The sequence below is a fragment of the Colwellia sp. E150_009 genome, from assembly GCF_053543955.1.
On the sequence record NZ_JBHFOM010000056.1, the window covers coordinates 13,231 to 28,645 of the forward strand.

At 36.2% G+C, this 15,415-nt stretch carries 13 protein-coding genes; 3 read left to right on the plus strand and 10 right to left on the minus strand.

All coding sequences use genetic code 11. From position 1 onward, the window contains the following. Window positions 1-94 precede the first annotated feature (94 nt). From tssH to tssA, 9 genes are all read right to left on the minus strand, one after another. Window positions 95-2,827, minus strand: a complete 2,733-nt coding sequence (tssH, locus tag ACE1OF_RS17910; protein ID WP_448896143.1) for a type VI secretion system ATPase TssH — start codon at window positions 2,825-2,827, stop codon at window positions 95-97. 27 nt (window positions 2,828-2,854) lie between these two features. Next, a complete protein-coding gene (gene tssG, locus ACE1OF_RS17915) occupies window positions 2,855-3,871 on the minus strand; it encodes a type VI secretion system baseplate subunit TssG (RefSeq protein ID WP_448896144.1) in 1,017 nt (338 codons plus the stop codon). Beyond that, window positions 3,835-5,706, minus strand: a complete 1,872-nt coding sequence (tssF, locus tag ACE1OF_RS17920) for a type VI secretion system baseplate subunit TssF (protein ID WP_448896145.1) — start codon at window positions 5,704-5,706, stop codon at window positions 3,835-3,837. Before tssF ends, tssG begins: the two co-directional genes overlap by 37 nt. Window positions 5,707-5,713: 7 nt before the next feature. After that, window positions 5,714-6,214, minus strand: coding sequence for a type VI secretion system baseplate subunit TssE (tssE, locus tag ACE1OF_RS17925; protein ID WP_448896146.1), 501 nt, complete (start codon window positions 6,212-6,214; stop codon window positions 5,714-5,716). Then, window positions 6,214-7,002: a type VI secretion system accessory protein TagJ gene (locus tag ACE1OF_RS17930; RefSeq protein ID WP_448896147.1), complete on the minus strand. Its 789-nt coding sequence runs from the start codon at window positions 7,000-7,002 to the stop codon at window positions 6,214-6,216. Before ACE1OF_RS17930 ends, tssE begins: the two co-directional genes overlap by 1 nt. 92 nt (window positions 7,003-7,094) lie before the next feature. Beyond that, complete coding sequence (locus tag ACE1OF_RS17935; RefSeq protein ID WP_448896148.1) at window positions 7,095-7,580, minus strand: Hcp family type VI secretion system effector; 486 nt, start codon at window positions 7,578-7,580, stop codon at window positions 7,095-7,097. A gap of 51 nt (window positions 7,581-7,631) precedes the next feature. After that, on the minus strand, window positions 7,632-9,119 hold the full coding sequence (gene tssC, locus ACE1OF_RS17940; protein WP_448896149.1) for a type VI secretion system contractile sheath large subunit: 1,488 nt from the start codon (window positions 9,117-9,119) through the stop codon (window positions 7,632-7,634). 2 nt (window positions 9,120-9,121) lie between these two features. Next, a complete protein-coding gene (gene tssB, locus ACE1OF_RS17945) occupies window positions 9,122-9,631 on the minus strand; it encodes a type VI secretion system contractile sheath small subunit (RefSeq protein ID WP_448896151.1) in 510 nt (169 codons plus the stop codon). A 91-nt stretch (window positions 9,632-9,722) separates the two neighbouring features. Beyond that, entirely contained in the window at window positions 9,723-10,844 is a 1,122-nt protein-coding gene (gene tssA / locus ACE1OF_RS17950; protein WP_448896153.1) for a type VI secretion system protein TssA, read from the minus strand. A gap of 246 nt (window positions 10,845-11,090) precedes the next feature. Between tssA and ACE1OF_RS17955 the strand changes: the two genes are divergently transcribed. From ACE1OF_RS17955 to ACE1OF_RS17965, 3 genes are all read left to right on the plus strand, one after another. Beyond that, complete coding sequence (locus tag ACE1OF_RS17955; RefSeq protein ID WP_448896154.1) at window positions 11,091-13,298, plus strand: type VI secretion system Vgr family protein; 2,208 nt, start codon at window positions 11,091-11,093, stop codon at window positions 13,296-13,298. 46 nt (window positions 13,299-13,344) lie between these two features. Further along, window positions 13,345-13,863: a DUF4123 domain-containing protein gene (locus ACE1OF_RS17960; RefSeq protein WP_448896155.1), complete on the plus strand. Its 519-nt coding sequence runs from the start codon at window positions 13,345-13,347 to the stop codon at window positions 13,861-13,863. A gap of 173 nt (window positions 13,864-14,036) precedes the next feature. Beyond that, entirely contained in the window at window positions 14,037-14,426 is a 390-nt protein-coding gene (locus ACE1OF_RS17965) for a DUF4280 domain-containing protein (protein ID WP_448896156.1), read from the plus strand. Between the two features lie 100 nt (window positions 14,427-14,526). Here the strand turns inward: ACE1OF_RS17965 and ACE1OF_RS17970 are convergent, their stop codons facing one another. Beyond that, window positions 14,527-15,288 (minus strand): hypothetical protein, encoded by a 762-nt coding sequence (locus tag ACE1OF_RS17970; RefSeq protein WP_448896157.1) that lies wholly within the window; start codon window positions 15,286-15,288, stop codon window positions 14,527-14,529. Window positions 15,289-15,415 lie beyond the last annotated feature (127 nt).

The window sequence follows — 15,415 nt, forward strand, 5'->3', positions numbered from 1 at the left end:
ATATATTATTTTTAATATCAATGAGTCAATAGCTAAATAATCAATTAATAAAAAAGAGATTAATTAATTATTCTATTAACTCATAACCTATTTATTAATGTGCCAATGTATAAATAAACTCACCATCTTTAGCACTTACACTTACTTTGCTAATTGGCGAACCTTCTAACATATGTGTTAAGAATTTATTACTAATTTCAGGTAAAAGTGTATTGGTTAAAATAGAGTCTATCATTCGCCCACCACTTTCTAATTCAGTACAACGGCTAACGACAAGATCTACAACAGCATCATCATAGTTAAACTCGATTCCTTGCCCTGTTTCAACTCGCTCTTTAATACGATCGAGTTGAAGTGTGGTAATGGCTTTGATCATGTCATCAGACAGAGGGTAATATGGAATTGTTACTATTCGTCCTAATAAAGCAGCAGGGAACACGCCTAGTTGAGGCTCTCGTAATGCTTTAGCTATGCCATCAGGTTCTGGCATTAATTCAGGATCTTTACACATATTCATGATCAAATCGCTGCCTACATTTGAGGTGAGCAGAATTAACGTATTTTTAAAGTCAATCATGCGACCTTCACCGTCTTCCATTACGCCTTTATCAAATACTTGGAAGAAAATTTCATGAACATCTGAGTGTGCTTTTTCGACTTCATCTAATAAAACAACAGAGTAAGGCTTACGACGAACAGCTTCGGTTAAAATACCGCCTTCACCATAACCAACGTAGCCTGGAGGTGCACCTTTTAAGGTTGATACAGTATGGGCTTCTTGGAATTCACTCATGTTAATGGTAATGACATTTTGCTCTCCACCGTATAAAGATTCTGCTAGTGCTAACGCGGTTTCTGTTTTACCTGTACCAGAAGGGCCACATAACATGAAAACACCAATAGGTTTATTAGGATTGTCTAAACCAGCACGTGATGTTTGAATGCGTTTTGCGATCATTTCCATACCATGGTCTTGACCAATAACACGCTTTTTCATGATATCAGCCAAATTTAGTACAGTATTAATTTCATCATTAACCATTTTGCCAACAGGAACGCCTGTCCAGTCAGCAACGACCGAGGCAACAGCTTGTTCGTCACAGGCAGGAAGGATTAAAGGCGATTCGCCTTGTAGCACTTTTAATTTATTATGTTGTTCATCAAGTTCTTTTTGGGCTGCTGAAATAGTTTGTGAGTTATCAATAAGCTCAACAGGAGTACCGTCATCATTTAGCGCATTCTCAGCAACCTGTAATGCGGATGCTTTTTGTTCGGTTAGTAAGTCACGCAATTTTCGTCTAGATGCCAAAACAGCATCAACTACTTCTTTTTCTTGTTGCCATTTTTCGTTGAGTGCTTGCTCTTTATTTTTTTCAAATAATAGACACTCGACGATATCGCCCATACGTTTTTGGTTGACTACGCCAATAGCTGCTTCTTTTTCAAGAATGTTTTGTTCAACCGTTAAATTTTCTATGCGCTGTTTACAATCTTCTAATTCAGCAGGGGTAGCAAATTGGCTAACCGCGACTCTTGCCGCTGCTGTATCAAGTAAACTAACCGCTTTGTCAGGTAATTGACGCGCAGGAATATAACGATGAGAAAGTTTAACTGCAGCTTCAATGGCTTTATCAAGCATTTCAACATGATGATGTTTTTCAAGCATACCAGCAATGTTGCGTAGCATTAATATCGCTTTTTCTTCATCAGGTTCTTCCACTTTCACTACTTGGAAACGACGAGTTAATGCAGGATCTTTTTCAATGTGTTTTTTATACTCGGCCCATGTTGTTGCGCCTATTGTACGTAATTCACCACGAGCTAGTGCTGGTTTTAATAGGTTGGCTGCATCACCTGTTCCTGCCGCACCACCTGCACCAACCAAAGTATGAGTTTCGTCTATAAACATAATAATAGGCGTTGGAGATGCTTTTACTTCTTCTATTACTTGTTTTAGGCGATTTTCAAATTCACCTTTCATACTGGCACCAGCTTGAAGTAAGCCAATATCTAAACAAAGTAGCTTGACATCTTTTAATGCTGGGGGAACATCACCTTTGTTTATACGATGGGCAAAGCCTTCTACCACGGCAGTTTTACCGACTCCCGCTTCACCTGTTAGTATGGGATTATTTTGGCGGCGCCGCATCAAAATATCAATGAGTTGACGGATTTCTTCGTCTCGACCTATGATAGGATCTAACTCTCCGTTGGCTGCTTGTTCAGTTAAATTGGTGGTGAACTGATTTAATGCTTCTTGTTTTCCCATGGTAGCTGGCGACATAGCATCGCTGGCCGTACCGGGTTCATGGCCACCAAGTGAAGAGCCGTCGGTAGCTTGCGTATTATCTTCGCATGACCCTGATACTATCTCGTTAAAATCATCACCAAATTTTTCGATTTTAATTTTGGCAAATTCACCAGACATTGCTAATAAACTATTTTTTAAATCGCGTGTTTTTAGCATACCCAAAATGATATAACCCATGCGTACTTTTGAATCACCATAAACTAAACTGCCATATACCCAAGCACGCTCGATAGAGTCTTCTATTTTACTTGAGAGATCAGATATGGAAGTAGCGCCACGCGGTAATGCATCTAAAGCATTCGTCATATCTTTGGCAAGAATTGATGGGTTTATGTCAAAATGTTGAATTATTTTATGCAGATCTGAATCTTGTAATTGAAGAATTTGTTGAAACCAATGTACAAGCTCTACATAGGGGTTTCCGCGTAATTTACAATAAACGGTAGCACTTTCAATTGCTTTATACGCAATAGGGTCTAGCTTTCCAAAAAGATTAACTCGACTTATTTCAGCCATATTTTTACTCCCTAGATTATGTATTGTTTAACATGCTTTTTTATAGATTAAAATGGGATCTAACTGCGTTAAGTGGTTAAACTTATCTTGACTCCATGAATTTATACCAAGCTTTGCTGAGCCTAATTGGCAAGCTTTTGTTTGTTGTGGTTTTAAAATAAAATTGATTGTAAATTCGTATTCTTGCCCGACACACTTTTGAGTTAATTCGACTATTGTTTTCAATTGGTGTTCGTTGTTGAGCAGTCGAATATATTCTTTATAATCCACAGGACCTACATTGATAGCAAAGTTGAAACTTCGTTGAAATGTTTTTGAGCCAATAATACTATCAACACCTAATGTGGCATTAAGACAACCTAATTTTGTTTGTTCACTCTCTTGCAACTCATACCAACAGCCTTGAAACTCGTCGATAGATACATCAAGTTTTAAGTATTCAGACAATATTTGGCAAAGTGCTTTTGCACTACGATTTTTTTGGCTATATAAGCCAGCAAGGTATTGATGAATATTTTTGTTTTGATTAAAACTATCTTGAACAGCTGAATATTCTCCTGAGATTGCCCCGATTCGTTTTTTAAAATTGTCTTGCTCAGGTCTATCGTGACTGACAGTTGGCTCAGCATCTGCCCATGCACGATAAAACAATGAAATAAAACGATGGTTAAATACATCTAAAAATTCGGTAAAGGTAGTATCTTTGAGCCGGTAATTTCTTTCTATAGCATATTCAGTTAAGTGAGAAGGTAGTGGACCATTAATACCTAACATACCCCAATAGCTATTTTTTAATTTATAATCGCCTGTATTATTGTCTAACTTAACATTGGTAAAAGCGGATGAATGAAAATGCAATAAAGGGGTTTGTCCAAAACGAACAAAATCTTGCTTGGGTGATATAGAATAACCGATACGTGCTGCTAATGGCGCATTGGCATCAAGGTACCTTAAAAGTGGAGCAAAACCTTGTTGGTAGAGCTCATCAGGATTTTTTGATAAATCCTCTAAATAGCGCTTCGCAAGCCGATTCGAATTGGCCATCGGTATATTTCTCCGCGATCTGATGAGTTCAAAATAAGTTGTGTAAATGAATTAATACTGACATATTGAGCAAAAAATCGGTCTAAAATCATGCCTAACATGAAAACACTATTACCTTCGTAAGCAAGTTCATCTACTGTTAATTCTATTGCGATACCTCTACCAAAACATATTGGACCAGCAAAAGGTAAACGGCTGGTTATTTGATGGGTTTTTAAATCGATAATACCGTCAATTTGTTTACTTTGAGCATGATCTTTCTTATTCATCATTAGCCCAAGCAAGGTCTTTAATTTCGATAGGGCAGAGGTTGATTCGTCATCATTAATACCCAAAAAATTAATCGATAATTGGTTGATTAGATCCCATGCCACATTTCCTTCTGATATTGGCGATGTTGGCCGTGTTGGCTCACCTATACAGCGTACCGACTCGCATGGTGCGCCAGTTTCAATAGTAAAATCTGTTTTACTTTTACCTAAAGGCATCATTAAAGGTAGATCACGATTACAGCACAATGTATCAATAGATAATTGGCGTAAACTATTTGCATAAGGGGCGTTTTTGGGATCAACAAGCGAAAGGTAAACTTCAGTGCCTATGTAACTGGAACGATGACCAAATTTACGTTGATTTACGTTTAAACTACGTGTATCTCTGCTCGTAGTATAAAAAGCATTATGATGAGTACTATTGGCTTCATCGCCACCATATAAGGGTAAAAATTCAGTAGTGGCATCCAGGTTAGAGCTAAAGCCTTTTATATTATTAATAGAACAAACTTCAAAATCGAGCGGTCTTAATTTATCAGGTACAACGTGAAAATCATTGTTCAAGCGAGAAACATTTATACGCTCAGCACGTTTAGGAAATAAATTTATCGCGGGAGTACAATGAAGCGCAAAATTATCTGCTGAAATTAAATTTTCAAGCCGAGTATCATTATGGTCCAACAACAGTAATAATTGAATTTTTTCTTCGTGGCATTGTTTTAATGTGGCTTGTAAATTATTTAAAGATAAAAACAAATAACGTTTAGCGAAAGCAAAGTATTCTTTTATCAAACGAAAACCATCAAATTGACGATTACAATAAGACGTTAAAGCCTCTTCTTTACTAAAACCATGCGCAGTTATAGTTGTTTGATCTTCTTGTTTTCGCCATTTCATGCTACTGCTTTTATAAAGACAGCCTTGGTAACCTTTAAACAGCGCTTCAAATAAATACAATGGAAAAGATTCCGTTCCACGAATATGTAACATAAGTGAATCTAGCGCTATCTCTGAAAATTTAATACCAGGGGCTGTCTCAAGGGTGAGCATAATTGCTGTTTTTGGAGTAAAGCCTAATGATGTATTGGTAGTATAGGTGGCAAGTTCTTGAGCATTAATAAATTCGGCCTTTGATAGTTTTATTGGCCAAAGGGTGATGTCATGCGAAGTTCTGTATTCACATGCCGTTTGTTCACCTTTTCCTAAAAGGCTATGCAAAGCTGTTTGCCTTGGTATTTTTACACCTTCAAGTAAGCTGCCTTCATCAAAGTCAGGGTTAAATTGCGCGATTAACATTGATGGCGTTGGTTGTAAAAAGCTCGGAAACAATTGCTCCATTAAATGTTGAGTGAATTTGGGAAATGAAGCGTCTAATTTCAAATGAATACGAGCTGAAAGAAATGCAAATCCTTCGAGTAATCTTTCAACGTAAGGATCTGAACAATCAAAACCATCTAAGCCAATACGGCCAGCAATTTTGGGGTACTCTTTAGCAAATTCAGCTCCAGTTTCCCGGATGAATTTTAATTCTTGATTATAAAAGTCTAAGAATTTTGCATCCATTATCTATTTAATTCCAATTATTGAGTTTGACACTACCATTTTCAATATCCACTTCAGTTTTAAGAAATAATTGTAAAGGTAAAGGTTGAGCCCATAAATCACCTGAAATTTCAAAAGATAGCGTATTACTGCTCATTTTTTTATCATCAACAGTTATTTTTATTTTAAGCGATTTAGGAATAATACGAGGCTCATAATGTTTTATACATTTAACAAGCTCTCTTTCAATATATTTAGGACTATAGACAATGCTGCTGTCCCCTGAAAGATCGATAATGCCATAATTCAAGGTTGACTTGGCAACTTCAGGGTATTCGCTTAAATCCATATTAGCTGATGCCGCAACACTATTAAGCAGCCATGCTAAGTCTCGTTGAACTAATGATTTTAACCGTGAAACAGAAATAACTCGTTTTTCCCGTGATTCACTTTTTTTGCTTGGTTCATCATCAGATAACCTATCAAGTAAAGAAAGTTGTAAGCGCTCTTTTTGAGAAAGTTCAGGCATTAGACATGATTAAATTTAATTGAGTCTATATCGAGTATTGGGTATTCATGTTGGTCTGTTACTAATATGCGTTGACCGTTACCGATATAAAAGTTTTCATTAGGCTCTTGCCAGTCACATGTTCTGGCTAGTAACTGTAAATCTGTTGTGTTTGCATTGACTGGGTAACGAACGGGAATAAAAGCGATAAGTTGCCCTTTGTTTTTAAGGGTTAAATTGGCAGGACGCCACACTAGATCACGTAAATCTTCAACGGGTTCAAAGTTGATTTCATTAACATATTCTAATGGTAACCAATAATATCCACCATTAAGCATAACTTCGATTGAAGGGCCAAACCGCACATCGCCATCACTTAACCATTCAAAAGGTACGCCATTAACTGAACCTGTAATAGCGGGTGCTAATTCAGCACCTTCTTGTAATAACTGATTTGCTTCTATAATATTATTTAACGTATATTGTTGGTAAGCTTTTACATAATAAACAAGCCAATTTGACGGTTCGCCAAAGCAAATGGGTTCTTTTTCACCAGATAATACTTTTTCACGTTTTTGCTCGCATTCAATTAATTGCTGGTAAGTATTAACCATGGCTAATGTTGAATCTGATAAATCTTTTAAAACATCAAGTTGAGTTTTTGCTCGTGACCAGTCTCGATTGATACAAGATAGTTGAAATAAAAAAATGCGTAACTCGACGTTGCTCGGATCTTTTTTTATCTCATTAAATAGCTGTGTCTTACAATCAGCTAAATTACCTTCTTTTAATAGGCTTGCAGCATCCATTATTATACTTCTTGTTGTTTATGGTATTTATAACTAACTAAATAGTGTAAGAAGTCACCCAAATAAACGCTTTGATTTGAGTGACCTTGTTTTTACTTAGTCGCGTTTTTAGCAATATTCCATTCAAAATCAATGGCTGGTTCATCTGCGCCTTTTTCTGTTTGCGGTTTGTAGTGTGTTGCCACTTCTGCAAAATTCAAAGTGATATTCTCAGTTAGTCTATCTTCACCACCTGAACCACCCGTTGAAACAGAGGTTACCATAACTTTTTTCATATCAATTTTTATGTATTCTAGCGGATCTTTTCCACCCGCTTTTCGTACAATTAAGGTTGCTTCAGCAATATGTTCACCCGTTGCAACTTTACCCATGAGAGTCATAGATGCTTTATCAACATATTTGGTTATACTGATATCTTGAAAGTTGGCTTTACCTGAACCACCACCACCGCCAGCGTGGAAGGTACCACTTTGCGACATTCCCCAAGACCATGCTAGTACGTCAATTTCTTTTTCATGGGTTTTATCTTGTGCTTCACCCTCTATGTCAGTTAATTTTAAGAACATATCAACAGCCATCGGTATTCTCCTTTATATTACATATTAGTTAAGTTAATTTTATCGCCAACATTATTTCTCTGAAGGTAGTTTAGACACCAAACGTAATGATGCAGTTAAACCTTCTAGTTGATAATGTGGTCTTAGGAAGAATTTAGCGCTGTAATATCCAGGGCTTCCTTCTACTTCTTCTACTACTACTTCTGCGGCGGCCAAAGGTTTTCTTGCTTTGGTCTCTTCTGTTGACGTTGCAGGAGCGCCATCAACATAATTATTTACCCAGCTTTGTAACCAACGTTCCATTTCGTCACGTTCTTTGAATGAGCCTACTTTGTCACGCACTATACATTTTAGGTAATGTGCAAAACGACAGGTTGCAAATAGGTAGGGTAATCTGGCAGCTAATGCCGCATTTGCTGTTGCATCTGGATCGTCGTATTCAGCTGGTTTTTGTAATGATTGAGCACCAATAAAAGCGGCCATATCACTATTTTTACGGTGTATCAGAGGCATCATGCCACAGGCTGATAATTCGGCTTCTCGGCGATCACTGATGGCAACTTCTGTAGGACATTTCATGTCGACACCGCCATCATCACTTGGGAATGTGTGAACAGGTAAGCCTTGAACATCCCCGCCAGATTCAATACCGCGAATTCGAGAACACCAACCATATTCTTTAAATGAACGATTAATATTAACTGCCATAGAGTAAGCAGCGTTGGTCCATGCGTATTTAGATGAGTCTGGGCCGCTTACATCTTCTTCAAAGTCAAATGCTTCAACAGGATCTGTTTTATCACCATAAGGTAAGCGAGAAAGAACTCTTGGCATTGTTAAAGAAATATATTTAGCATCTTCCGTTTCACGTAATGATCTAAACGAAGCGAAATCAGGTGTAGAAAAAACTTTTGTTAGATCTCGTGGGTTGCTTAGCTCACTCCAGTTATCAAGCTGCAGTAATCCTGGCGATGCTGCGGTAATAAATGGGGAGTGTGAAGCAGCACAAACTTTTGACATATTTGTTAATAAATTAACATCGGCAGGGCTGTTATCAAAATAGTAATCACCTACAATTGCGCCAAAGGGTTCACCACCAAATTGTCCGTATTCTTCTTCATAGAATTTTTTAAATATAGGGCTTTGATCCCAAGCGGTACCTGCAAATTTTTTCAGATTTTTACCTAATTCTTTTTTAGAAATATTAAAAACACGTATTTTTAAATATTCATCGGTTTCTGTGTTGTTCACTAAATAATGTAAACCACGCCATGTACCTTCAAGCTTTTGATAATCTTCATGATGTAATATTTCATTTACTTGAGAAGTTAACTTCTTGTCTATCTCGGCAATAATAGCTTCAATTGAATGAACAGTATCTTCTGAAATAATATTTGCATCTTCCAGTGCGTAGCCTGCTAAAGTATGTACTGCATTTTCTACTTCACTTTTTGCATGATCTGATTTTGGTTTGAATTCTTTTTGAAGTAGGGAGGCAAAGCTATTGCTATCTAGATCTTCCCAAGCTGTTTCTTGTTGACTTGCTTCTTGTTCAGCCATTGTTATTCTCCGCTGTCTTCATCTTGTGGTTTAGCTGAGGCACTTAACGTTGCCAATAAAGAAGGATCAGCTAATGCTTTTGCGATCAATTCTTCAGCCCCTTCTTTACCGTCCATATAAGTTACTAGGTTCGCTAATTGCGTTCGGGCTTCTAATAATTGTTTTAGACCATCTGTTTTTTTAGCTATAGCTTCAGGTGAAAAGTCATCCATACTTTCAAAGTTCATTTCTACTGCTAAGTTGCCTTCGCCAGTGAGGGTGTTTGGCACAGTCATTTGTATTCTAGGTTTTGACGCCTTTAAACGGTCATCAAAGTTATCAACATCAATTTCTAATATTTTTCGTTCAGAAATTGGTGCTAAAGGTTCTTCTGGATTACCACTTAAATCAGCCATGACACCCATAACGAAAGGAATTTGGACTTTTTTCTCTGCACCGTATAGTTCAACATCGTAATCGATCTGTACACGTGGGGCTCTATTGCGCCCGATAAATTTTTGACCACTTGCCACGTTAGTTCTCCTGCTCTTTTATTATTAATCGAATTGATAAGTATTCAGTATAGATACTGAATTTAGGTTTGTCTTATGTTCCCACCACTTTTTACCAAGAACTTCCAGATGAACTAGAACTTGACTCTTTATCTGTTTCAGCATCACTCTCTGAAATACCACCTAATTTATGTACCTGATCTAATGCATCTGGAAATATGTCTTTGACGATTTCAAGAAAATCTAGGTTAACCAGTTTTTGTGAACGTTTTATTAAGATAGGAATAGGGCTTGAAGGTTCGAACTCTTCGTAATAGGCACATATTAAATCAAAACAACGTTCAACATCTTGACGAGATGATAATTTCATATTACTACTGTCGAAAGCCTGATTATTCATTTTTGGCTCACTTGATATATTTTGATTAACTGTGGGAGTGTCGTTATTTACAGCTGAACTTGTTGTATCTGAAATATCTGTGCTAGTTTCAACTACCTCGGTACTAATGTTTCCATATTTTTTAATCGTTGCAGCTAAATGGGTTAATACTTCAATAGTGACATCAAAATTAACATTGTACTCATTACTGGCATTTTCTATAAAGGCTTGATCTATAGTATTTAGATGTGAAACACATTGCGTGGTTGCATTATAGGTAGCAAGTAATTCATCACTATTACTGTCTTTGAAGCCTCCTTTAACCTGTGTGATTTCAAGATCTGCGTCTGTTTTTTTAGTTGAAGGATCTGCCGCTCTATCTATTAGTTGTAGTGAGATGTTACCGAGCACTTTTGAATTAATAATAGGGGTGGTTTTAAGCACGTTTATGATAAAAGCTTTGTCTGTTAAATGCCCTAATGCGGAAATACGTTCCATTGGATCACCATCATCTTCATCGAGAGGAGGGTAGAGTTCTTTCCAATGATTTGAAATTAACTTAGCGAGACCACGAAGGCATTCTTCAAATTTAATAATACCTTCGGTATTGAGAACAGCTTGGGAGAGGATGGAAATTAGTTTTAGATCATGGGTTTTTTCAAGAAATGTAAGTGCGTTTTTTTTGACGGAACGCCAATCTGGCGGTTCTGCAGGAGTAGTAGTTTGTCCGTCAAATCTTTCTGGTGTACCTTCTGATTCAAAAAAGAAATTTTGAAAACCTGAATCATCCTCAAGGTTGACTCCGCAAACATCATTGACTGAAACTTCGGAACTAATTAGTTCGTCATAATTCATCGTGAAAAAATCCTTTGCTTTTAATTATAATAGTTATGCATAATGAATTTAATACAAAAAAAATATTAAAGCAAAAAATATTTAAAAAAGATGATTGAATTTTAATTTATTTCTACAAAAGAAAAGTTTATGTCTATTATTAAAATAGCAACTTTCATCATATTGAAAATATATAAAAAATGACAGATGTAGCTGTTTTTCTTTTTTAACAGAATATTCCATTGGGTAATTTAAAGGATATAGAAAATGCTAGAACAAGAGCGTTTAGTTGCCATTTCCACGCCTTTAGGTGATGACGAATTAATATTACGTAAAGCTGAAATACACGAGGAACTCGGTAAGCCTTTTTCCATAGATGTTGAATTATTGAGTGATAATGACGATATCGCTTTAGATGATCTTTTAGGCCAAAATGTTACCCTTCGGCTCGAAACTCAAGAAGATAGTCGATATTTTAATGGCATAATAACTGAGTTTTTTCAAAAAGAAAATATTGATAAAAACAGTTGTTATGGGGCAATTATAAGGCCTTGGTTCTGGTTGTTAACCTTAAGTGAGAATTGTCGGATTTTTCAAGATGTGAGTTATCCTGACATTATTAAATCAGTTTTTGACGAGCTTGGTTTTTCTGATTATGAAAATAAGCTGACGAGTAGTTATAGTGTACAGGATTATGTTGTTCAGTATAATGAAAGTGATTTTAATTTTGTTTCAAGAATAATGGAACAAGAAGGTATTTATTTTTATTTTATTCATGCTAATGGTAAACATATTTTAGTATTAGTTGATGACAGTTCTGTATTACCTGAGTGTGGAGAGATACCTTATTTTGATAAAGAAGAGACTAGTTATCATAATGAGTTAGAAGGAATAACCGTATGGAAAAGCTTTAGAAAACTCCGTACAGGTGGTGTTAGTTTGACTGATTATGATTTTACTATGCCATCAAAAAGTCTTGATTCTATTACCTTAGACCCTAAAACATCCTCTTTATCTGCGCTGAAAAAGTTTAAATATCCAGGGAAATACTCAGAAAAAGCAAAAGGGACTGATTACACAAAAATATTAATGGAAAAAGAAAATGCTTTATATGATGTAAAAACGTGCGCGGGTAATCATCGCAGTTTATTTGCAGGTGCACAGTTTGATTTAGTTGATCATCATCGAGAAGATCAAAATAGTAAATACTTAATAACAGCTTTTTCGTGTACATTAAAATCTGATCATTTTATTGCCACCACAACCACAACCGAAGAACCTGAATTGTATACTTGTAAATATACAGCAATACCAGCTAATGCTATTTACCGACCTCAAGTATCAGCGATAAAACCCAAAATAACAGGACCACAAACAGCCATGGTCGTTGGTAAATCAGGTGAAGAAATTTGGACTGATAAGTATGGTCGTGTAAAAGTACTCTTTCATTGGGATAGATACGGTGAGGCAGACGAAAAAAGTTCATGTTGGATTCGTGTTTCTCAAAACTGGGCTGGTAAAGGGTGGGGGACTATGCAAATTCCACGGATAGGCCAAGAAGTTTTAGTTGATTTTTTACATGGCGATCCAGATAAACCGATTATTATTGGTAGTGTTTATAATGGTTCAACAATGCCGCCATATAAGTTGCCAGAAAATGCCACAATTTCAGGTATGAAGTCGCGGTCGAGTAAAGGTGGAGCGGGGTTTAATGAGTTTCGTGTAGAAGATAAAAAAGGTGAAGAACAAATATTTATCCATGCAGAACGAAATCAAGATATTAGGGTTAAAAACAATCAATATGAATGGATAGGTAATGAATTGCATATTCATGTTGAAAAAAATCGTTTTGAATTGATTAAAGAAAATGATAATTACCTGGTTGAAGGCGATGCTTTAACAGGTGTTACAGGCGATGTGCATAATCAATATGAAGCCAATGTAAATCAGCAAACTGCGGGAGATGAGAACTACACTATTGGTGGAAATAGAAATCAAGCTATTGAAGGAAGTGAAAGCTTAAAAGCGGGGAGTTCTATTAAACTTGAAGCTGGCTCTAAATATGGTGTGAAAAGTGGGCAAGATATTGACATTAAAGCAGGGATGAATCTAAATCTCGAAGCGGGCATGAGTATTAGTATAAAAGCTGGTGCAAGCTTTATTGCAATAGGTCCTGGGGGAATTGATATTAGTGGCCCTATGGTTAAAATTAATAGTGGTGGCTCAGCTAGCTCAGCAAACCCTAGTAGCCCAAGTTCACCAGAGTCGCCTGATGCTGCTGAGAAAGCATTAGAAGCTGACAATGCTAGCGCGCCTGGTAAAGCCGATTCACCTAAAGGAAAAAATGTTGAAAGTGAAAAGATAAAAATTAAGCCCGTTAAAGCCACAGAATATAGCCCTCGTGCAAAGGTTATGCAGCAAGCAGCTGAAAGTGGTACGCCATTTTGTGAAGAATGTGAGAAAGCAAAAAAATAGGCTAATTGCATAGTAATGTGTAAGATATTAAAAAGAAGGTAATTAGATGCTAGATAATCAAACAATTGACAAAATTAAAGAAAACTTGTTTTCAGTAGAGTCAAATATCTATGCTGTAATAGATGGCGCTGCTTGCCCTGAACTGCGTTTTAAAATATATGATTGGGAACCTCAAAGTGTTTGTTTATGGAGTGGGGCACTCGAAGCAGATATTCAAGAAGTAGCACCTTATATGGTATTACTTGATCGTGAATCAACATTTACTGATTGGTTGATTTCTCAAGGTTGGAATAACAATTGGAATATTTTTGTACAATCGGCATTAGACTTTAAAGCATTTAAAAAACAGATCCGTAAGCTATTACGCGTTAAATCACCTGAAGGCAGAAACATGGTATTTAGATTTTATGACCCTAGAGTGCTTGATGTTTTTTTGGCTAGCTTAGAAAGCAACCAAAGGGAGGAGTTTTTTCAAGGGATTAATAATATTTATTATCAAAAATCAGCAACAGATTTTTGTGCCATCAATAAAGAAAATAATGCTTTGAATTTTAAAATTATTTAACCTGAATTCAATTTCATAATTTTAGATACATAATACCCTTGTTAAGAACATGTACGCTACTCACCAATAGGTAATTATTGTGTGATGTTAAGAAAAATATATTCCTAGTGTGCTTTTAGTGAATTTGAGTTTAAACGTAAATATAACTGTTATAAGAGTGAAAGGAGCTTTATATGCCATTTCAAGTGAAAATGGGTGCTAGTTTAATGTGCACTATGGGATTTGCACCTAGCTCATTAATAGTTTTACCTGTCAATAGGGTTATTACTGAAAATACGCCAGCTGCCAATATTATGGACAACAAACCGTTTGTGAATATATTGCCTTTTGGAATGTGTAAATCGCCAGCTAATCCTGCTGTAGCTGCGGCAACTGCTGCGGCATTAGGTGTATTAACGCCAATGCCATGCACTCCAGTTATTCCCGCACCATGGATGCCAGGCTCCTCAACGGTGATGATTGCTAACTTTCCAGCCTTAAATAGTACCAGCAAGTGTATGTGCGCATTTGCGGGTACTATTTCGATTACTAACCCAGGGTGTACTAAAGAGATGATCCCATAAAGGCGTTATTTTTTGGGTGTTATGTTAAAAGGAATAATTGAAGATAAGTACCTTAGCTACACTAATCATTCATTGTTAGCTAAGGCTAAATTAGTCACTTCTACTGGTTTAGTAAGCCATAAACACCTATAGAGAATGCACGTTTGTTGTTAGAACCAGTTAATGCACTTACGTGAATACTTTCACCTAAGGCTAAAGGGTTTAAAGAGTATCGAGTATCAGCCGTACCTTCTGAGTAACCAACACCGACATTGCGTTTAAATTCGTAAGCAATAACATCACCTTTTTCAACACTGACAGAATTTACAAACTGATGTTTAGTTAAACCTAATTTGTATAATTTTATCGGATTACTTTCCCAAACGACAACTAAGTTACTTTCGATATAACGTAAAACTTTTACTTTTACGTCTGACGGAGCATTTACATAGGCACCTAATCCAGTAAGTACGCCAGCACTATTGATTCTATTGTTTAGATCAACAAGTGTCATTGGGCTTTTTTCAATATTATTTCGTTGAACAAGTTCCCCTCCAATATAATCTAACAAGTCACCTTCAACCAAAAACTCTTTTAAGGTACTAATTTGATTTTGAACGAATTTACGAACTTGGTTTCTTAAAATAGATGACTCTTTTACTCTTGACTCTTTTTCTGTGTCTAGTACTGAAACTACCCCGTTCAATTTTTCTATATCTAATTTAAGTACACGATTTTCATTAAAAAGTTGATTGTTAGTTGTTTTTTCTTGTGCAAGTTTATTTTCTAAATTTGTTATGACGCTTTGTGAGTTATTTTTGCCAGTAGAACCACACCCAACTAATAAAGAGGTAACGGCTATAATAGTGATGATTGAACGCATATTTTTCTCCATAAATGTTTATTATATTGTTTAGGTTCTGTTGACCTTTCATGTTTAAATTTTGTTCGAATTAAATGCTTTTTGATCGCGGCGCAAGGAATGTAGCATAGTTGTTCTATGTAAATTC